Source organism: Aliagarivorans marinus DSM 23064 (genome assembly GCF_000429485.1).
Lineage (GTDB): Bacteria > Pseudomonadota > Gammaproteobacteria > Enterobacterales > Celerinatantimonadaceae > Aliagarivorans > Aliagarivorans marinus.
Map to the genome: position 1 here is coordinate 306,289 of NZ_KE386907.1, position 20,257 is coordinate 326,545.

19 protein-coding genes are annotated in these 20,257 nt (G+C 53.7%); 9 read left to right on the forward strand and 10 right to left on the reverse strand.

Going from position 1 to position 20,257, the window contains the following annotated elements:
• Positions 1-94: 94 nt before the first annotated feature.
• Positions 95-937: a MurR/RpiR family transcriptional regulator gene (locus G461_RS0115805; protein ID WP_026959998.1), complete on the forward strand. Its 843-nt coding sequence runs from the start codon at positions 95-97 to the stop codon at positions 935-937.
• Positions 938-970: 33 nt separating this feature from the next.
• On the opposite strand, the gene G461_RS0115810 is transcribed toward G461_RS0115805, so the two are convergent.
• From G461_RS0115810 to G461_RS0115825, 4 genes are all read right to left on the reverse strand, one after another.
• The gene (locus G461_RS0115810; RefSeq protein WP_051333607.1) at positions 971-1,717 is read right to left on the reverse strand and encodes a substrate-binding periplasmic protein; all 747 of its coding nucleotides are present in this window, start codon (positions 1,715-1,717) and stop codon (positions 971-973) included.
• 183 nt (positions 1,718-1,900) lie between these two features.
• Positions 1,901-4,225 carry an acyl-CoA dehydrogenase gene (locus tag G461_RS0115815; RefSeq protein ID WP_026972567.1) on the reverse strand — a complete coding sequence of 775 codons (2,325 nt, stop codon included), beginning with the start codon at positions 4,223-4,225 and terminating at the stop codon, positions 1,901-1,903.
• A gap of 26 nt (positions 4,226-4,251) precedes the next feature.
• Positions 4,252-4,887 carry a TetR family transcriptional repressor PsrA gene (gene psrA, locus G461_RS0115820; RefSeq protein ID WP_026960000.1) on the reverse strand — a complete coding sequence of 212 codons (636 nt, stop codon included), beginning with the start codon at positions 4,885-4,887 and terminating at the stop codon, positions 4,252-4,254.
• 246 nt (positions 4,888-5,133) lie between these two features.
• Entirely contained in the window at positions 5,134-5,724 is a 591-nt protein-coding gene (locus G461_RS0115825; protein WP_026972568.1) for a hypothetical protein, read from the reverse strand.
• Between the two features lie 145 nt (positions 5,725-5,869).
• Here G461_RS0115825 and G461_RS0115830 point away from each other — a divergent pair, with 145 nt between their 5' ends.
• The 4 genes from G461_RS0115830 to G461_RS0115845 all read left to right on the forward strand — a co-directional run bounded on the left by G461_RS0115830 (position 5,870) and on the right by G461_RS0115845 (position 8,287).
• Positions 5,870-6,127, forward strand: a complete 258-nt coding sequence (locus G461_RS0115830; protein ID WP_026960002.1) for a BufA1 family periplasmic bufferin-type metallophore — start codon at positions 5,870-5,872, stop codon at positions 6,125-6,127.
• A gap of 79 nt (positions 6,128-6,206) precedes the next feature.
• Positions 6,207-7,076, forward strand: coding sequence for an MNIO family bufferin maturase (gene bufB, locus G461_RS0115835; RefSeq protein WP_026972569.1), 870 nt, complete (start codon positions 6,207-6,209; stop codon positions 7,074-7,076).
• On the forward strand, positions 7,069-7,824 hold the full coding sequence (locus G461_RS0115840; RefSeq protein WP_026972570.1) for an HvfC/BufC N-terminal domain-containing protein: 756 nt from the start codon (positions 7,069-7,071) through the stop codon (positions 7,822-7,824). The genes bufB and G461_RS0115840 overlap by 8 nt, the downstream gene beginning before the upstream one ends.
• Before the next feature lie 13 nt (positions 7,825-7,837).
• On the forward strand, positions 7,838-8,287 hold the full coding sequence (locus G461_RS0115845) for a DoxX family protein (protein WP_026972571.1): 450 nt from the start codon (positions 7,838-7,840) through the stop codon (positions 8,285-8,287).
• An 89-nt stretch (positions 8,288-8,376) separates the two neighbouring features.
• Here the strand turns inward: G461_RS0115845 and G461_RS0115850 are convergent, their stop codons facing one another.
• Positions 8,377-9,903 carry a fumarate hydratase gene (locus G461_RS0115850; protein ID WP_026957980.1) on the reverse strand — a complete coding sequence of 509 codons (1,527 nt, stop codon included), beginning with the start codon at positions 9,901-9,903 and terminating at the stop codon, positions 8,377-8,379.
• A 203-nt stretch (positions 9,904-10,106) separates the two neighbouring features.
• On the opposite strand from G461_RS0115850, the gene pabB reads away from it, so the two are divergent.
• The 3 genes from pabB (at position 10,107) to G461_RS0115865 (ending at position 13,549) form a co-directional block, all read left to right on the forward strand.
• Entirely contained in the window at positions 10,107-11,474 is a 1,368-nt protein-coding gene (gene pabB / locus G461_RS0115855; RefSeq protein WP_026972572.1) for an aminodeoxychorismate synthase component I, read from the forward strand.
• 29 nt (positions 11,475-11,503) lie between these two features.
• Positions 11,504-12,085 (forward strand): CoA pyrophosphatase, encoded by a 582-nt coding sequence (locus G461_RS0115860; RefSeq protein ID WP_026972573.1) that lies wholly within the window; start codon positions 11,504-11,506, stop codon positions 12,083-12,085.
• Positions 12,086-12,190: 105 nt separating this feature from the next.
• A complete protein-coding gene (locus tag G461_RS0115865) occupies positions 12,191-13,549 on the forward strand; it encodes an L-serine ammonia-lyase (RefSeq protein WP_026972574.1) in 1,359 nt (452 codons plus the stop codon).
• Between the two features lie 8 nt (positions 13,550-13,557).
• Here G461_RS0115865 and cysB read toward each other — a convergent pair whose 3' ends face one another.
• The 3 genes from cysB to G461_RS0115880 all read right to left on the reverse strand — a co-directional run bounded on the left by cysB (position 13,558) and on the right by G461_RS0115880 (position 17,840).
• Complete coding sequence (gene cysB / locus G461_RS0115870) at positions 13,558-14,544, reverse strand: HTH-type transcriptional regulator CysB (RefSeq protein WP_026957984.1); 987 nt, start codon at positions 14,542-14,544, stop codon at positions 13,558-13,560.
• Positions 14,545-14,646: 102 nt separating this feature from the next.
• Positions 14,647-17,145, reverse strand: coding sequence for an ABC transporter permease (locus G461_RS0115875; protein ID WP_026972575.1), 2,499 nt, complete (start codon positions 17,143-17,145; stop codon positions 14,647-14,649).
• Entirely contained in the window at positions 17,142-17,840 is a 699-nt protein-coding gene (locus tag G461_RS0115880; protein WP_425393848.1) for an ABC transporter ATP-binding protein, read from the reverse strand. The genes G461_RS0115875 and G461_RS0115880 overlap by 4 nt, the downstream gene beginning before the upstream one ends.
• Positions 17,841-18,017: 177 nt before the next feature.
• Between G461_RS0115880 and G461_RS0115885 the strand changes: the two genes are divergently transcribed.
• Entirely contained in the window at positions 18,018-18,560 is a 543-nt protein-coding gene (locus G461_RS0115885) for an arylesterase (protein WP_051333608.1), read from the forward strand.
• 28 nt (positions 18,561-18,588) lie between these two features.
• Here the strand turns inward: G461_RS0115885 and G461_RS0115890 are convergent, their stop codons facing one another.
• A complete protein-coding gene (locus G461_RS0115890; protein ID WP_026972578.1) occupies positions 18,589-19,134 on the reverse strand; it encodes a cell division protein ZapC domain-containing protein in 546 nt (181 codons plus the stop codon).
• 82 nt (positions 19,135-19,216) lie between these two features.
• A complete protein-coding gene (gene pyrD / locus G461_RS0115895) occupies positions 19,217-20,227 on the reverse strand; it encodes a quinone-dependent dihydroorotate dehydrogenase (RefSeq protein WP_026972579.1) in 1,011 nt (336 codons plus the stop codon).
• Between the last annotated feature and the right edge of the window lie 30 nt (positions 20,228-20,257).

The following is a 20,257-nucleotide window of genomic DNA, read 5'->3' on the forward strand; positions in this document are numbered from 1 at the left end:
GAGGAGCGGGTTTTTCAGCGCGTCAGCCGCCACCTTGAAAAATAATTACATTTGACGCGTGTTTAAGGATGACCGCGCTAAAATTACGAAAATTATGAATACATTAGAAAAAATCACGAAAAACCTCGACACCTTTAGTAAGTCGGAGCGTAAGGTTGCAGAAGTAATCATCGCGTCCCCTCAAACCGCTATCCACTCTAGCATCGCTGCATTAGCCAAATTGGCGGATGTGAGCGAGCCAACGGTTAACCGCTTCTGCCGTCGTCTGGATACGAAAGGTTTCCCCGACTTTAAACTACATTTGGCACAAAGCCTCGCAAATGGCACTCCTTATGTGAATCGCCATGTTGATGAGGATGATGGCCCAGAGGCCTATACCTCAAAGATCTTTGAATCCTCCATGGCTTGTCTGGAAGCTGCTAAAAACAGCCTCGATCCACATGCGGTCAATCGAGCGGTAGATATCCTCACCCAAGCAAAGAAGATCTCCTTCTTTGGCCTCGGAGCGAGCGCATCCGTCGCGCAAGATGCGCTTAACAAATTCTTCCGTTTCAACGTTCCAGTCAGCAGCTTCAATGACGTGGTAATGATGCGCATGAGCTGCATCGTGTCCACCGAAGACGACGTTATCGTGTTGATTTCCCACACAGGCCGAACCAAGGCGATGGTCGATATCGCCAATTTGGCGCGCCAAAATGACTCAACCGTAATTGGCATCACCAAAAAAGAATCGCCACTGGCTGCCGAGTGTAGCTTGGTCCTGTCGATGGACGTGCCAGAAGACACCGATGTTTACATGCCAATGGCCTCGCGCATTGCTCAGATGTCACTAATTGACGTGTTGGCAACGGGCTTTACCCTGCGTCGCGGCGAGAAGTTCCGTGAGAACCTGCGTAAAGTAAAACAGAGCTTAAAAGACTCTCGTATCGAAAAATAACACCGCCAGCGTGTTCATCTAGCCAGCCTTTGACTATTCGGGGCTGGCGACTTCCCCGCCCAGGTAACGCGCTTTAAGCCTTTCGATGTAACCTTCTCGTTGTAGCTCTACAATCTTCCGATTCAAGCTCTCCAACAACGCTTGGTCTACATCCAGTGATGCGGCCAGATAAAGTTGATTGCTGGCAACTGCATCCCCCACCAATAATGGCTCTATTTGCTGGTCTCGCTTCCAATACCATAAGGTCTCGTCGGTACCATTAAACCAGGCATCGATTCGCCCCAGCGCCAGCATCGACGGCCCTTTACCGGGTAGGATCTCGACTAACTGCTGCTCTGAGAAGCCATTCGCCAATAGCAAATGGTATTGGGCGGTGCCAAAACCTACGCCGATACTCCTTAGCTCTGCGCGCGCTTGCTTATAGCTATCCACCCGAAGGCGTAACGAGGCAAAACTCCTCTCCAAGTCCATCACGGGTGCAACCCAAGTAAAACGCTGCTCGCGCTCCGGTATTCGGGCGAGGGGAAGAATGAATGCATCGCGGCCCATACTTACTTCACGCTGGGCTCGCTTCCAAGGGATGAACTCGACGCGAGCGCTTATATCAAGGCGACGAAACGCTTCAAGTACTGCATCAAGCACGATGCCTCGCCCATAATCCGTTTCGGGATGTTGCATGCTCAACGGGGGCGCTTCGACGCTGTATATCTTATAGTGATCCTGCGCGAAAATTGGCGTACTAAACACCAACGTTGCAATCACTAACACAACAACACGCACTCACCCTCCAGTTTCTAACCAACATCATATGCCTGTATCTAATTTAGCTAGCGCACACAGTATGTACAAACCGGACTGAAGAAACTACGAACTAACTCATTAATAGCTATGACGAGCGCGCATAAAAAGCCCGGTATGTAAACCGGGCTTTTATCTATTGCAGCCACGTGGGCTGCATCGTAGTTACGCTACATCGGACTGCACCGACGCAATCGCCTGTTCAGCATCTAGCATACCCGGCTCGAAGTGGTCCACCTGAATGGCTTTATAGCGAAGCTTATCGGCCGCCAACAACTGGGCAACTTCATCTTCGGTTAACAGCTCATGGGCCAGCGCCTGCTCAGTAATCTCTTCCAAGGCTACCTTACGTGGCAACAGCCCGGCTTTTTGCCCCTTGGCAATCTTGCGCTCCAGCGGTTGCACCTTGTACATGGCCTGGAAGGCATCTTCAATCAGCGAAACCGGATCCTCTTTGCCGCCGGTAAGCACACATAAGTGGCTCAAGCGCTCGCGCATCGCGCCCGGTGTCATCATGGTCTCGCAAATACGGTGAGAAACACCATCATCCACCAGCTTGTAAGGGTTACCCCACGGGAACACTACTCGCTTAAGGACAGTGGCAACCGCGCCGCTTGGGAAGTTCTGGAAGTAACCTTCTAAAGCCTGACCAATCTGATACAGGTTGTTCTCTACCGCCCACTGAACAAAGGGCAACTCTTCGGCCATGCGCCCTTGGTCTTCATAGTGCTTCAAGGTGGCGGTCGCCAAGTAAAGGTGGCTAAGCACATCGCCAAGGCGTGCCGAAATACGCTCCTTGCGCTTAAGATCGCCGCCCATCACCAGCATCGACACATCAGCGCACAAGGCTAGAGCCTTGCTCATTCGGCCAAGCTGTTGATAGTACTTGGCGGTGGGGCCAGAGACTGGCGCTTTCGCCCAACGCGCAGCGGTAAGGCCCTGCCCTAGTGCACCAAAGAAGTTGCTCGCGCCAAAGCCAATGTGCTTGACCAGCAGCTTATCGAACTGATCCAAACCTGCTTGCTCGTCGGGATTGGCCGCTGCTTGCAACTCTTTGAGCACATAAGGGTGACAGCGTGTTGCGCCCTGACCAAAGATCATCAGGTTGCGGGTTAAAATATTCGCGCCTTCTACAGTGATGGCAACCGGGATAGCCGCGTAGGCGTGACCCAGATAGTTCATCTCACCAAGTTGAATCGCGCGGCCAGCGTGGATATCCATCGCATCATTGAGAACGGTGCGCGCCATCTCGGTCATATGGTATTTGGCGATGGCGGTAACAATCGCCGGGCTCTGTTTCAGATCCAAGGCACCCGCGGTCATTCTGCGTGCGGCTTCAAGTTGGTAGGTCAAACCGCCAATCCGTGACAGAGCTTCTTCAACCCCTTCGAAGCGACCAATCGACAGGCCAAACTGCTTGCGCACATAGGCATAAGCACTGGTGCTACGCGAGCATAAATGGCCCACCGCAGTGCCCAAGGCAGGCAACGAGATACCGCGCCCAGCAGACAAGCACTCCACCAGCATCCGCCAACCCTTACCCGCGTACTCTTTACCACCGATGATCCAATCCAGCGGAATAAACACGTCTTCACCGAAGGTTGGTCCATTCATAAAGGCCAAGCCAAGTGGGAAGTGTCGATCGCCAGTGCGCACCCCCGGATGATCGGTAGGAATCAACGCACAGGTAATGCCTAAGTCTTGCTCATCGCCCAGTAAACCTTCCGGGTCGTAGAGCTTGAAGGCCAGACCAAGCACGGTTGCCACTGGCGCTAAAGTGATATAACGCTTGTTCCAGTTGAGCCGAATACCGACCACCTCTTCACCGTTGAACTCACCCTTACAGATAATGCCTTTATCGGGAATCGCACCTGCATCGGAGCCCGCTTCTGGACCAGTGAGCGCGAAACAAGGTACATGAGTACCATCGGCCAAGCCAGGCAACCACTGTTGCTTTTGCTCCTCGGTGCCGTAGTGCATCAGCAGCTCGCCCGGACCGAGCGAGTTGGGCACCATCACGGTTACCGCCGCTGACAAGCTGCGGGTGGCGATGGTGCTCACGATGGTGGAGTTAGCAAAGGCAGAGAATTCTCGTCCGCCATAGCTTTTCGGGATGATCAGCGCGAAGAAGCCTTCTTGCTTTAGGTAATCCCAGACCGGTTTTGGCAGGTCGCGCTGGTTTTGCACGATATCGAAGTCGTCGAGCATACCCATCAAGGTGGCGACTTGGTTGTCGAGAAATGCTTGCTCCTCTTCGCTAAGGCGCGCTTGCGGGTAGTCATGCAGGGTATTCCAGTTTGGCTTACCGCCGAACAGTTCGCCATCCCACCACACCGAGCCCGCTTCCATCGCTTCTTGTTCGGTTTGCGAGAGTGGCGGCAGTATCTTCTTAAACACCTTAAACACATGTCGGGTGAAGAATCGTTTACGCGTTTCAGCGATACACAGCACAACGACCAAAGCCGTCAGCAACATTAATAGTAGGGTCATGGTTGGTTCCTCATTCCGTCGTGTTTTTATTGTTGTTGTATTGGTGCACCAACGCCAGCTGCCAGATAAGGGATCACCTTTCTGATCAGCGTCTCAACGTTGACTTGTTCATTAAAATCGGCATTTGCGATGTCGCGAAGCGCAGCACTCGAGGCCATGGTGAATACCACCGTGCCGAGGGTAAAGTGCAATCGCCAAAACATCTCGGCTTCCGTCAGCTGTGGGTACGCACGCCTTACCGCGGCCTGAAAGCGATCCAGCACTTCACCGAAATGATGGGTGATAAACTTACGCAGATGGCCCTGGCTGTCGGTATAGCCGCGACCGAGTAACAGCAGAAACAGCGAAGTGCCGTGCTTTCGCTGCTCATTCATCGAGAGTAAGGGTTCGACAAAGGCGTTGAAGATATCGTCCAGACTGGGCGCTTGCTCGCTATCAAGGTGGGCTTGCATGGCGCGATCAAGCTGGGGCATGAAGGCTTCCAAGTAGCGCATCAGCACCGCTTGAATCAGTTCTTTCTTAGAGCCAAAGTGGTAGTTCACCGATGCCAAGTTAACCTCGGCATGGGAGGTAATCAGTCGCAAAGAGGTGTCACTGAAGCCACGTTCAGCAAACAGCCGCTCTGCAGAATCCATAATCTTGTGTTTTGTTCCCTGTCTCACAGCTCGCTCACAATTTTCAAACAACTGTTTAAAAATTACGTTTAAGTCCTGTGGAAGTCAATCGCGTTGCGTGAGTCAGATCACTATATCGAGCTTTGGCGCTCATTCCGCGAAAATAAACTTAAATTAAATGCAACTAACTGGAAAAGCGCCGGTCCTAATCTATGCCACTGCAATTAAACACTATTTGTGATACCCGGTTATCTTAGCCGGGTTTTTTTTATCCTCATTTTCTCCACGCCTACTTTACCCCTGCATTGGCAGGTGCCGCAGCAAGGCCGTCACCGCTTGGGCCAAGCGCTCGTCATCCATATCTAGGTACTCTCGCCCATGCTGATCTTGGGCGGTATTTGCCAGCCCCTGCAAACTGGAGCTAAACAGTACTCGGCCGCTATCTGGCGCCACCACGCTAAACATCAAGGTTGCCAAACGCCCATCGACGTTGGCCGCCTGCTCATTAAGCCCCGGACTGATATCAAACAAGGCAATCAGCTGGCTATCGCTGAGCTGCTGCGACGTCACCACCGTATAGACCATCCAGTATTGGCACGTCGCGTCGCCATCGACGACCTGCAATTGCATGCCTTGCAATTGATCAAGGATAACTGGCTCGACTTGCTCGAGCGCGGCTAGGTTGGCAAGCCGGGGATCGCGCAGACTCTCCCCTATTAAAGGATGCACACACAGTGCATCACCATTGGCCAGCTCAAACCCCGGAGCAGCCGATACCACCATTGCACTGCGCTTCTCGGCAGGCGCTGGCAATTCTTCCACTTGGCTACATCCGATGTTGGCAATGGCCAGACCTACTAGCACTAACAAGCTGAAGCTACGCATTTTTTTTACCTTACTAACTGATCGCCTTTTTACTATCTTCAGCTATTTTTTAGATTCAGTGAAATTTTTTTAATCGTTCTGCGGTTTATCTAGCTGACAACGCCATACGGGTGTTGACCTACTAGCAAACACAAAGGGAAATACTATGAAAAGTAAACATCTAATGATCGCAACAGCTGTTACCGGTGCACTGGCTCTGGGTACTTTGGCAACCACCCCTGTCGCAGAAGCGGCTGGCAAAGAGAAGTGTTACGGCGTTTCTAAAGCCGGTCAAAACGACTGTGCAACCAAAACCAGCTCTTGCGCTGGCACCGCGAAAGAAGACGGCCAGAAAGATGCCTTCGTGGTAGTTCCTAAGGGCCTGTGTGAAAAACTGATTGGCGGCAGCACCCAATCTAGCTAACGGGCAAGATTATCTGGGAGCAGCCGTCGCCGCTGCTCCCGATTCCCCCACCAGTTAGGTTTATCTTACGGGAGTAACTATGCAGCACCTACAGTTCGGTTTAGGGATCCGCAGTCAGATTGCCAACTCGCTTGCCCAACAAAAGCACCCTGCTATCGATTTTGTTGAAGCCCACACCGAAAACTACTTTAACCCCCACTCACTAAGCAGCCACCAGCTATCTCAGGCCGCGCAGCATTACCCGGTCACGCTGCACGGGGTTGGACTCTCTTTAGGCTCGGCTCAAGGCATGGATAAACAGCACTTACGCAAGGTGAAACTGTGCGTTGAACGCTATCAGCCTGCGCTCGTCAGTGAACACCTGAGTTGGAGCCAAGTTGACGGCCAACACTTTAACGATCTTCTACCTGTACCTTATACCGAGGAGAGCTTTAAGGTCTTTGCCGACAACATCAAGCAATTTCAAGACTCCCTGCAACGCCAGATACTTATCGAAAACCCCTCGGCCTATCTGCAGTATGCCGACAGTCAAATCGAAGAAGCCGATTTTTTGAATCAGCTCAGCGCCGAAACTGGCTGCGGCTTGCTGCTAGACATCAACAACGTGTTCGTCAGCGCATTCAATCAAGGCAGCGAGGGTGTCATTGCTGCTGGCAAACGCTATTTAGAGCAAATCGACAGCCATCGGGTGAAGCAGCTACATATGGCTGGCCATACCGAGAAGCAGATCGGTGATGCTAGGGTATTGATCGATACCCACAATCAACCGGTTCGCGATGAGGTATGGGCGCTATATCGCCACTACCTTAGCCTTAGCCAAGCGCCAATGATGGTGTTATTAGAGTGGGACAGCGACTTCCCGGAGTTTGAAGTACTTGAGCAGCAGTTGTCGCTGCTGCGCACTCATGCCGATAGCGCAAAGAACGCGCAGGAGCTAAGTCATGCTTGAGCAACTACAGCGCGAGTTCTCCGCCTATCTGCGCAGGCAGGACGAGCAGGTGTTTGAGCTGCTGGCACCCACCAGCGTTAGCGCCCAACAAGCAATGCAGATCTACCGCAACAACTATGTGGCGAGCCTCAGTGAGGCCTTGCAAGCCAGCTACCCCACGGTACTGCAGTTAGTTGGTGAAGAGAGCTTCGACAGCATCGCCCGTGCTTACTTGGCCAAGTTTGGTCATAACAGCGGTGACCTTAACCGTTTTGGCGAGCACTTTGCGGAGTTCACGGCATCGCTACCAGAGCTACGCTCACTCGACTACCTATGCGATGTCGCCCGCTTTGACTGGCTTATGGAACAGGTAAGTGCAGCGCCACATAGCGACACACCGTTTGATGTGGCTGCCCTCAGCTCGGTCAGCGAGGCGCAGTTTATAGATTTGGTATTTAACTTGCGCCCGCAGCTTGCGCTATTTGCCAGCGCCCACCCTATCGTCACCATCCATCAGATGGTGAGCGAACAACAGGTTGAGGCGATTGAGTTGAACACATCAGAGTACGCTGCGCTTATCAAGCAGCCTGATTTTAGTGTGCGGGTATTGCCCTTATCGGCAAGCGAGCACCGGTTCCTGCAACATTGTCAGCGCCAACGGCCATTGGCCGAGCTCGATGAAGAGTGTCTTGAGCAGCTCCAAGCACTGCTTGGTATGGCCCTCCAGCAACAGTTACTCAGCGGCTTTAACGCCGCTGCTAAAGCCTAAATAAGGAAAAACAATGACTTTAGTGACCCACTATCAACGCTTAGTGTCAGCAATGCAGGCGGCACTGATCCCATTACTGCTCACGCTTTGCCGCTTATGGGTGGCGTGGGTGTTCTTCCGTTCAGGCTGGCTCAAGTACAACAGCTGGGACTCCACCCTGTTCTTGTTTGAACTGGAATATCAGGTGCCACTGCTTCCCTGGCAACTGGCTGCATATTTGGGCACCGCGACAGAACTGATTGTTCCGCTGTTCCTATTATTGGGTCTGGCGACGCGTCCGGCGGCGTTTGTGCTGTTCTTCTTTAACATTATTGCGGTGGTGTCTTACCCAGCCCTTTGGCCCGGCGGTTTTTACGACCATCAGCTGTGGGGCCTTATGATTCTGATCACCTTGATTTGGGGAGCCGGACCGTTGTCGGCCGATCATGTGCTTAGCAAACGACTGCAAGCAAGCCAAAACTAGGGCAAATATAGCGATCAAAAAAGGCGGCTCACGGGCCGCCTTTTACTATTCGCGTAGCCTGCTCTTAACGAGCAAGGCTCAGCGGGCTGTTAGCTAGATAGCTTGGCATCCAGCTCTTCAAGCTTGGCCTGCCAAATCGCCGGACCCTCAGCGTGTGCAGAGTTACCGTTGGAATCAACCGCAACCGTCACTGGCATATCTTCTACTTCAAACTCGTAGATCGCTTCCATACCCAGCTCTTCAAACGCAACAACGCGCGCTTTCTTGATCGCTTTCGATACGAGGTAAGCTGCACCGCCTACGGCCATCAGGTAAACGCTTTGATTGCGCTTGATAGAATCAACGGTTGCAGGGCCACGCTCGGCTTTACCGATCATACCTAGCAAGTTGCACTCTTCCAGCATCATGTCAGAGAACTTGTCCATACGGGTAGAGGTCGTTGGGCCAGCAGGGCCTACTACTTCGTCGCGTACTGCATCAACCGGGCCCACGTAGTAGATAAAGCGGCCATCGAAATCCACGCCTTCTGGCAGGCCTTCACCGGATTCCAGCAGCTCTTTAATGCGCTTGTGAGCCGCATCACGACCGGTCAGGATCTTACCGTTTAGCAGAACAGTTTCACCCATCTTCCACTCGGCGATGTTCTCTTTGGTCAACTCGTCCACGTTAACGCGACGTACGTTGTCACCGACTTCCCAGCTAATCTCTGGCCAATCTTCCAGCTTAGGCTCTTTCAGCTCGGCTGGGCCGCTGCCATCAAGGTAGAAGTGTGCGTGACGGGTTGCTGCACAGTTGGGGATCATCACAACTGGCTTAGAGGCGGCGTGAGTCGGGCAAGACTTCACTTTTACATCTAGCACGGTCGTCAGACCACCCAGACCTTGGGCGCCGATACCCAGCTTGTTAACGCGCTCCATCAGCTCCAGACGCAGCTCTTCGTCAGCATTGCTGGCGCCACGCGCTTGCAGCTCTTGGATATCAATAGGGTCCATCAACGACTCTTTGGCCATCACTGCCGCTTTCTCAGCAGTACCGCCGATACCGATGCCGATCATACCCGGTGGACACCAGCCAGCACCCATGCTTGGCAAGGTCTTAACCACCCAATCAGCGACGCTGTCAGATGGGTTTAGCATTACCATCTTCGATTTGTTTTCGCTACCGCCACCCTTGGCCGCAACCATGATCTCTACCTTATCGCCAGCTACCAGCTCGGTGTGTACAACGGCAGGTGAATTGTCGCGGGTGTTTTTGCGAGCGCCGTTAGGGTCAGCAACCACTGAAGCGCGAAGGGTGTTATCGGGGTTGGTGTAAGCACGGCGAACGCCTTCATCCACCATCTCTTGAACAGTCAGGTCTGACTCCCAACGCACATCCATACCCACTTTCACGAAAGCGGTGATAATGCCGGTGTCCTGACAGATTGGACGCTTACCTTGAGCACACATCCGTGAGTTAATAAGGATCTGCGCGATAGCATCTTTGGCCGCTACGCTCTGCTCTTTTTCATAGGCATCGGCCATGGCTTCTACGAAGTCAAGCGGATGGTAGTACGAAATAAATTGCAGCGCATCAGCTACGCTATCGATAAAGTCCTGCTTGCGAATGACAGTCATAGTCTCTCCGTCGTTTTAATTATGAATTCATTTCAACTCTGCCGAGGGGATGCTACTTCTCTGTGTGCGGGCAGAGGTCGTGTTCCATGGTCGCCTATGATAACCTTGCGCCCCTCACTGGGCTAGCGACGCCCATCCGGTTTTGGGCAATTTTGTCGGACGTGCTTGTTAAGCAAGCTTTAACTGAACAATCTTTATAAAGAATGGTACGAATTCAACCTCTTTCTCTTACGCTTGACCACATTCTTCCAGCACTTTCGCAACAAGTGTGGAGTTGTTTTTTACAATCGGCCAGCCAAGACCACCCTGATAGCCAGTTCGACATTATCGTCGCCGACCCCATTGCGACCCTCTGCTACCAAGATGGCCAAGGCACGCAGCTTGAAAACGGCGTGGTCACCTCCGTCGATGGCAACCCCTTTACTCAAGCCCAACAGCTACGCCAGCGCCTGTTTAGCGAGGGGGAGCATCACGCCCTGCCCTTTAGCGGTGGCTGCCTTGGCCTGTGGGGCTACGATTTAGGGCGCAGCCTGGAGCGCATGCCTGAGATTGCCGAGCAAGATATTGCCACTCCCGATATGGCGTTAGGTTACTACGACTGGGCCATCATTCATGATAAAGCCGCCCAGCAGCTGTTGCTGGTAAGCTACTCCCAAGGCCTAACTGAGCAAGCCGCTGACGCCAAGCTCGCCAAACGCCTGGAATGGCTGCAGCAGCTACAAACTCAAGCCAAACCGGCATTTGCGCTAAGCGAGCACTGGCAGAGTAACCTCAGTGAAGCGCAGTACCGCCAGCGCTTTGATCAGGTGCAGGAGTACCTGAAAAGTGGTGATTGCTACGAGATTAACCTTACTCAGCGCTTTAGCAGCCGCTACCAAGGCGATGAGTTTGATGCCTACCAACGCTTGTTGGCGGGTAACCAAGCGCCGTTCAGCGCCTTTATGCGTCTGCCACAGAGCTGCATTCTAAGTGTCTCGCCAGAGCGCTTTATCGCTAAACGAGGCAGCACCGTAGAAACCAAACCGATCAAAGGCACCCGTAAACGCGGCGCGACCACCGAGCAGGACCAGCGACAAAAACAGCAGCTTCGGCAATCCGAGAAAGACCAAGCGGAAAACCTGATGATTGTCGACCTACTGCGCAACGACATCGGCCGGGTAGCAATACCTGGCACGGTGCGAGTGCCCAAGCTGTTTGAGGTGGAAAGCTTCCCGGCGGTGCACCACTTGGTGAGCACGGTAACTGCAGAGCTGCCTGATAGCGTCAGCGCGGAGCAACTGCTGGCCGCGTGCTTTCCCGGCGGCTCAATCACTGGCGCGCCGAAGATCCGCGCCATGGAGATTATCGAAGAGCTGGAGCCGCATCGACGCAACGCCTACTGTGGCGCCATCGGCTATATCAACCACAATGGTGATATGGACACCAATATCACCATCCGCACCTTGGTGTGCGAGCAAGGGAAAATCCATTGCTGGGCAGGTGGCGCGGTAGTGGTAGACTCTGAAGTAGAACAGGAATATCAGGAGTGTTTCGACAAACTCAGTCGGATCCTCCCTGCATTGAGCACCTAGCTCGAAGCGATTGAAACTTAAAAGGCGACATGGACGAGCAACATTACAAACAGCGCTTTGTATTGCAAAGCGCCCTTCCCCATCCCGCGGATCCAGCTCGGCAGCCCGCTGCCGTATTACTGGCCATCGATGTTGCCCGCCAGCAGCTGCTGCTAACGCGCCGCGCCCGCCATCTACGCCATCACCCCGGACAGATCAGCCTACCCGGCGGCCGCCACGATCCAGAAGATGCCGACCTGCAAGCCACCGCGCTGCGCGAGGCGTACGAGGAGATTGGCCTCGCCCCACGCTTTGTAAAGGTGTTGGGCGAACTGCCTAAGCGCTCCACCGTTAGTAACTTTACCGTGACACCCTTTGTTGCCGAGGTGAGTGGCGACTACCAACTTCGACACAACCCAGAAGAGGTAGAGCAGATCTTACAGCTCCCTCTGCAGCCTTTCCTGTATGAACGCGCCTATCACACCCATGAGATCCAGCGTAACGGCGAGTTGCACAAGGTGCTATTTATCGTGGTAGGTGGCGAGCTGGTGTGGGGTGCAACCGCGCGCATCCTGCATGATTTTGCCCTTCACTGCCAAGCGGGAAGCAAAAATGGCAACAGTGTTTTTTAACGCGCATCGTAACCAAGGGCGCATTTTGTAAGAAGGGCTGATTCTATTTCCAGCGGTAGATGCTATGTTTAATGGAATTTGCCACAGATAAGGAAATCGCGTTTTATGGTCAGTGTGTTCGACCTTTTCACCATCGGTATCGGCCCCTCCAGCTCTCACACCGTCGGCCCAATGCGCGCCGCCAAGCGCTTTGTGGACGAGCTTGCTACAACTCACGGCTTGGAGTCCGTCGAGCAGATTAGTGTGGAGCTGTTTGGCTCATTGGGCGCCACCGGTAAAGGCCATGGCACTGGCAAGGCGGTGATTCTAGGCTTAATGGGCGAGCTTCCAGAAAGTATCGACGTCGCCGCGATCCCTAAGCATCTAGCTGTACTTGAACAAAGTGAGCAATTGATGCTGGCAGGCACTCACGCCGTGCCTTTCCCTCGCGAAGGGGCCATCCTATTCCACCGTAATAAATCACTGCCGCAGCACAGCAATGCCCTGACCTTCCACGCACAGTTAAACAGTGGCAGCGCCATCAGCACCAGTTATTACTCGATTGGTGGCGGCTATATCCTGGAAGAAGGTGAAGGCCCTGCCAGTAAAACGCAGACCTTGCCCCATCCTTTTAGCACCGCCGATGAGCTGCTGGCACTGGCTTCGCGCGAGGGTAAGAGCATCGCCAACTTGATGTTGGATAACGAACTGACCATGCATAGCGCGCAAGAGATAGACCACTATCTTGAGCAGCTTTGGGCCACCATGCAGGCCTGTGTTAGTGGCGGCATGAACCACGAAGGCATGCTGCCCGGCGGCCTAAAACTGGTTCGGCGCGCCTCGGCGATCCACCGTCAACTCAATGCCCAACGCAGCACCAGCAGCGATCCGCTGAATGTGATGGACTGGGTCAACCTCTATGCCTTGGCGGTAAGCGAAGAGAACGCCGCTGGCGGCCGGGTGGTCACAGCCCCCACCAACGGTGCGGCGGGCATTATTCCCGCGGTGCTGCATTACTACGATCACTTCGTCTGTAAGCTCGACCCATCAGCTATCCGCCAGTTTTTCCTAACCACCACCGCGATTGGTGCTCTGTATAAACTCAACGCATCGATCTCCGGCGCAGAAGTCGGCTGTCAGGGCGAAGTGGGCGTGGCATGCTCCATGGCGGCGGCCGGGCTTACCGCCTTGTTTGGCGGCTCGGCGGCACAGATCGAAAATGCTGCAGAAATTGGTATCGAACACAACCTGGGGCTGACCTGTGACCCCATTGGCGGTCTGGTGCAGGTGCCGTGCATCGAGCGCAACGCGATGGGGGCAATGAAGGCGATTAACGCGGCGCGTCTGGCGCTACGCGGGAGCGGTCAACATAAGGTATCGCTGGATAAGGCCATTAAGACCATGTGGGAAACCGGCTGCGATATGCAGACCAAATACAAAGAGACCGCCCGTGGCGGCCTCGCAGTGAATATTATCGAGTGTTAAAGGGCGAGCTATTTAATCGGTAGCTCGATATCGGCGAACAAGCGCTCCAGCTCACGTGGGTTCTTAGCCTGCACCGCCAAGTCCACCAAGTTGCGGTTCAGGTGCGGAGCGAAGCCTTCGATAAAGTCGTACATGTAGGTGCGCAAGAAGGTGCCCTTACGGAAGCAAATCTGTGTGGTGCTGGCCTTGAACAGGTGGCTGCCGTCGATGGCCACCAGATCGCTGTCCTGCTCTTCGTTAATCGCCATGCTGGCCAATACGCCCACACCGATCCCCATGCGCACATAGGTTTTGATAACATCGGCATCGGTGGCAGTGAACACGATCTTCGGCTCTTTACCCGCCTGGTTAAAGGCTTCGTCCAGCTCTGAGCGACCGGTAAATCCGAAGATGTAGGTGACTAACGGGAACTGCGCCAGATGCTCAACGGTGATCTGCTCACCAGAGAGATAACGCTTAGCCAGTTCGTGCTCCTTAGTCACCAGAATACTGCGGTTCCAGTAGTAACATGGCAGCATCACCATATCCGAGAAATAGTGCATCGCCTCGGTGGCAATCGCAAAATCGGCAGTGCCTTTCGAGACCGCTTCATTGATTTGCGCCGGGGTGCCTTGATGCATATTCAGCGACACATTGGGATAACGCTTGATAAAGTCTTGGATCACCGAGGGTAGCGCATAGCGCGCTTGGGTGTGGGTGGTAGAGATATTCAGCGAACCACGATCGGGATGGGTATGCTGGCTGGCAACCGCCTTAATGCTCTCAACCTTGCCCATGATCTCGTTACTGATGCGGATAATCTCTTTACCCGCGGGCGTCACCTGGCTGAGATGCTTACCGCTACGCTTAAATATCTGTACCCCCAACTCGTCTTCAAGCAAGCGGATCTGCTTACTGATCCCCGGTTGTGAGGTGTAGAGACTCTCTGCTGTAGCTGAAACATTAAGGTTGTTGTTAGCTACTTCCACGATATAGCGCAGCTGCTGTAGTTTCATTCCGGCTCCGTCGCCTTTTTTTGCTCGATTTACGAGCTTATTGTTAGTCGTATGGGTATAGATCCATTTGTTATAAGATTAACACGGAACCGGGAAATCGCACTAGCTAATGCGCCTAACTAATTGTGCAGAATTCAATTTTAGTAATGCAGAGGTGCGCAAGGCGCCAACCAATGCCACCACCAACGCACCACTAATCGGCCCGGCCAGCCACAGCGACCAGGCAAGGGTAAGCGGGCTTTCAAACACCCAATACTGCAGGGCATTAAGCAGTAGCTGCGAGCAACACGCCGCCACCACGCCAGCCACCGCACCGAGTAGTACAAACTCCCACACAATACTGGCACGCAGCGTCGCCCGGCCCGCGCCCAAGGTACGCAGCACCACCAACTGGCGCTTACGCTCATCCAATGAGCCTTGGGTTTGCGCCAGCAACACCAGCGAGCTTGCCACCAGCACAATCGCGAACACCAGCTTGAGCGCCAGGCCGACTTGCTCGACCACGCCCTGCAAGCGGGCGATCAAGGCGGCAACATCAATCACTACTAAGGTTGGAAACACGCGTAACAAGCCACTTAGCCAGCGGCTGTTGCCCTCCGGCAGATGAAAGGAGCCCATATAGCTATGGCCGAAGTTATCCAACACATCGGTGCTCATCAGCACATAGAAGTTAGGCTGCATGCTGTTCCAGTCGACACTGCGCAGGCTGGTCACGGTAACTAAGGCCTCCAACCCGCCTACCCGGAACAAAAGCCGATCGCCCAACTGCAGGCCTAGGCGTTCGGCAAACTCTTGCTCAACCGAGGCTTGCGCCCCTACCTCACTGCCATGCCATCTGCCCGCGACGATCTTGTTGTTGTCATCGAGGGTGTCAGCAAAGCTTAGATTCAGCTCGCGGCCGGGCCCGGGGCGTCGCTCACTTTGCTTTTCATCGAACTCATCGCTGCGCTCACGCTGGGACACCGCCTCATCGTTGACGCTGATCAGCCGCCCACGCACCATGGGATAGAGCTGACTCACGCTAAGCTCTGCATCAGCAAACTTCTGTTGGATCTCGGGTAGTTGGTTGGGGGCTATGTTCAACACAAAATGATTGGGCGCATTTTCGGGTACTTGCTGCTCCCACTGCGCAATCAAATCGCGTTGCACCACCCAAATCAGCAGCGCCAGCATGATCGCGATACTAAAACCCAACAATTGTAATTGGTTACTACTGGCGCGCTGGTAAAGCGAGGAAATAGCAAGGCGCATGCCCAGCGAGCGCGAATGCTCGCGCCAACGGGTCAAGCCTCGCAGCACCACGGTTTGCAGGCCAACAATCAGCAGTACCGCCAGCATACCGCCGCCCATCAGCAGCAAACTGAGCTGCAGCGACGCGCTGTACCAGTACAGCAGCACAAACACCGCAAGCACTATCCATAACGCCACCTGCCAAGGCGCCACCACCGAAGCGTCATGGTCACGCCGAATTACCCTGAGCGGGGCAACACCAAACAGTTGCGCCAGCGTGGGTAGGGTAAAGGCTAAGGCGCATAGCCAGCCGGTGCCACCGGCAACCAACAGCGGCCGCCACCACACCATTGGCAGCTCCAAATCCAGGGCCTGACTAGCGACACGGCTTAGCGGTAGCTGTAATACCGCCCCCAAAGCCAACCCCAATAACACGGCGGTGAGTACAATCAAGCACCAGTGAGTGAGGTAGACCCGCTGCACCTGGCGACGTTGTGCTCCCAACACCTTAAAGATGGCGACCACATCGTAGTGGCGGCGACAGTAAAGCCGGCTGGCAACCGCTATCGCCGAGGATGCCAGCAGTACACCAATCAAGCCGGCCAGCAGCAAGAAGCGTTGCGCGCGCTCCAAGGCCTCACTCAACGGGTTCCCGGCAGTGTGCACATCCAACAGCCGCTGATTGTCAGCCAGACGCGGTCGCAGCCACTCATCCAACTGCGTGAGCGATGCTTCGCCACCCGCAAACTGATAGCGGTAGCTTAGGCGGCTGCCCGGTTGGATAACGCCGGTAGCCTCGGCATCTTGGAGGTTGATCAACACCCGTGGTGAGGTCATAAACACACTAAACGGTGCATCGGGTTCGCGCTCAATCACGCCGCTGACCCGCAGCAGCTTGTCGCCCACTTCGATATCGGCACCGATATCAATGCCTAACTGGTAGAACAACCGCTCGGCCAGCCAAGCCTCGCCCGGCAGCGGCGCTTCGCTGACCTCGCCTTGCGCTAGCAGCGCAGGTCTGATTAACAGCTCGCCGCGCAGCGGGTAATTAGCGCTGACAGCCTTTACATTGGCCAGAGCCATCTCATCGCCGGCAAACACCATGGTGGGAAACAGTAGCTGTTCTGCATAGTTAAGTTGGCGCTGCGAGGCTTGCTGCTCGAGCGGCAACTCTACTGGATGGGCGCTGCGCACCACCCGATCAGCCGCCAAGAAGTCGCTACTGCGAGATACCAGCGCCGCTTCAACCTGGTAAGTGACCGAGGAGAACAGCCATACCGAGCTCACCGCCAAGATGATGGCCAAACAGACAATAATCAGCTCGCCGCGGCGCAGCTCAGCGATAAACAGACGCCAACTTAACCCGTTCATGGCCGAGCCTCAGATAAAGCGCCGCCCGCCATCTGCTGCACTCGGTCACAACGCGCGGCCAAGCTTGGGTCGTGAGTCACCAGCACCAAAGTGGTACCCAGTTGTTGGTTTAAGCTGAACAGTAACTCTTCGATGCGATGACCGTTCTCTGCATCAAGGTTGGCTGAAGGCTCATCAGCAAACAGCACTTCAGGCTGGCAAATAAATGCGCGGGCGATGGCCACCCGTTGCTGTTCGCCACCAGAGAGTTGGTTGGGAAAATGACTGGCTCGCTCGCGCAAGCCGACTCGCTCCAGCCACTGGGCAGCTAACGCTTTGGCATCATCTAGGCCGCGCAGCTGAGCGGCCAACATCACGTTGTCCAAGGCCGATAGACTGGGGATTAGCAAGAACTGCTGGAAGATGAAGCCAAGTTTTTCTCGGCGCAGCGTGGCGCGCTGCTCCTCATCCAACTGTTTGAGATTAGCGCCGCATACTGCAATCTCGCCCTCACTGGGCGAGTCCAAGCCGGCCAGCATGCTTAGCAAGGTGGTTTTCCCCGAGCCAGACGCCCCCACAATGGCCACGCTTTCGCCCTGACTAACTTGCAGGTTGATGTCTTTTAACAAGGTAAGTTGTTCGCTGCCAGAGTCGACCCGATGATTGAGTCCTTCGGCGTTTATGATTATGTTAGGTGTCTGGTACTGCCCTGTCACAGTGAGATCCTCGGTATGCTTAAGCGGTTGCAGCTGTCTGTCTGCGCAATAAGATTGTCACTAGTTACGCTCGCCGTAGCCCAAAAGACTGCTTTTAAAAATCAGCTAGTTAGAAGTGGGCTTGCTCTTGCCCTCTGTTTTATTTGTATCAGTGTATCGGTTGCTGCGCCAACAAAAATGCTGATTGTAGGCGACAGCCTCAGTGCAGCCTATCGCCTTGATACCCGCCAAGGCTGGGTGGCACTGGCCGAGCAGCAACTGCGGGTTGAGCATCCGGGTTTTGAACTAATTAACGGTAGCGTTAGTGGGGAAACCAGCGCTGGCGGCTTAGCGCGCTTGCCCGCCCTGCTCGATAAGCATGGACCCGATTGGGTTTTGATTGAACTCGGTGGTAATGATGGCCTACGCGGCTTTCCCTTGGCGCGTCTGGAGGCCAACCTCAGCGAGATGATCGAATTGGCGCAAGATGCCGGGGCTGAGGTGGCGCTGATGCAGATCCGTATTCCTCCCAACTATGGTCGTCGCTACACAGAAGGCTTTGAAAAGCTCTACCCGAGCATCAGCGATAGCTATGACGTGCCACTGCTGCCGTTTTTTATCGAGGAGATAGCCCTCGATAGCGAGCTGATGATGGACGATGGCATCCACCCAAACGCCGAGGCGCAGCCGCTTTTGGCCGACGATATGACGGATCACATCCTAGAGCTGCTAAAACACTAGCGAGAGAGAGGTTAGCGAGAACAGAAAATTAGGCGCTGCGGGCAAAGCCGAGAGATTGGGCAGTACGCAGCGGCAGCACGCGATCGTGCATCACTTTGATGGTATCAAACTGTTGCAGGTGTTTAATGCCATCTAAGCTCAGTTGCTTGTCGATGTACATCAAGGTGTAGCTCTTTTCGTTGCTCTCCAGCAACACAAACCGACCATTCCCCTCTTGCCCCTGACAGACCACCACTTCGCCCACGGTGAGCTTGGTGAAGTACTGATGAGCAATCGGTTTAAAAAACCAACTCTGCGGCATCATCGGCTTGTGGAACAACACCATCGCAACGGCATTGAGCACCACATGCACTTTAACCGGTGCTGGCCATTCGAATGAGTCCAGACCTTCCAAGAAGGCATAATAGAGTTCGGCGTGCTCAGTAGAGAAAGGTTGGTCGCCTTGCGCATAAGGAACGCAACGCTGAGTAGTCAAGGCAGAAACAAACAATAGCTCATCTCCCAACTCCAGTGTCATTGCACTTTTGTCAGGATCAAATAGCCAGTGCCATTGATTGTTTGGGTGAATAAGCATAGTGCTCAAATATTGTCCTTGCCTAATTGCTGTATAAAACTACTACGCAATTTAGGCAAAGACAACGATTATTTGAATAAAATTAGAGCAGTTCAGCAATCTCTTTAATTAACTTTGGCCCTTTATAAATAAAGCCACTATATAGCTGAACTAGCTGAGCACCGGCTTGGATCTTTTCTTTAGCAGCCATAGCCGAATCAATTCCACCCACCCCAACGATTGGGATCTTTTTATTTAAATAATGATCCAATTTGCGGATCACTTCGGTGGACTTCAACTGCACTGGACGACCGCTCAGGCCACCCGCCTCGGCCGCATGCGCCATACCGTCGACCATGCTGCGGTCCAGCGTAGTGTTGGTGGCGATAACCCCATCAAGCTGATAACGAATCAATGAGTCACTAATTTGCTCAATTTCTGACTCATCCAAGTCTGGAGCAATTTTAATTAGCAAGGGCACATGCTTATTGAACTTAGCGCTAAGTTGTTGCTTACGCTCAGTTAATGAAGCTAGCAAATCGTCCAATGCCTCACCATATTGCAAAGTGCGTAGGCCGGGCGTATTTGGGCTAGAGATATTTACAGTAATGTAGTCAGCATGTTCAAACGCCTTATCCATGCAGATAAGGTAATCGTCTTTACCATTTTCAACCGAGGTGGTTAGGTTTTTGCCGATATTGATCCCTAGCACGCCGTTGTAATTGGATCCTTTTACCTGCTCAACCAAATAATCGATCCCTTTGTTGTTAAAGCCCATGCGGTTAATTAAACCTTCAGCTTCAACCAAACGGAAAATACGTGGCTTAGGATTACCGTCTTGGGCGCGCGGCGTTACGGTTCCAACTTCAATAAAACCGAAGCCTAAGGCACCAAATGCATCGATACACTCACCGTTTTTATCTAAACCTGCAGCCAGACCAACTGGGTTAGGAAAGGTCAGTCCCATGACTTCAACCGGATTATCCTTGATCCGCTGGCGATACATTAGATCCAGTGGAGTACCACCGGTGCGCTTGAACATGTCGATGATCATGTCATGGGCGCGTTCTGGGTTAAGTTGGAAGATGAGTTTACGTGCTAAAGGGTAATACATGCCGGCTCCTAGAATCTCCCCCGAAGGTGC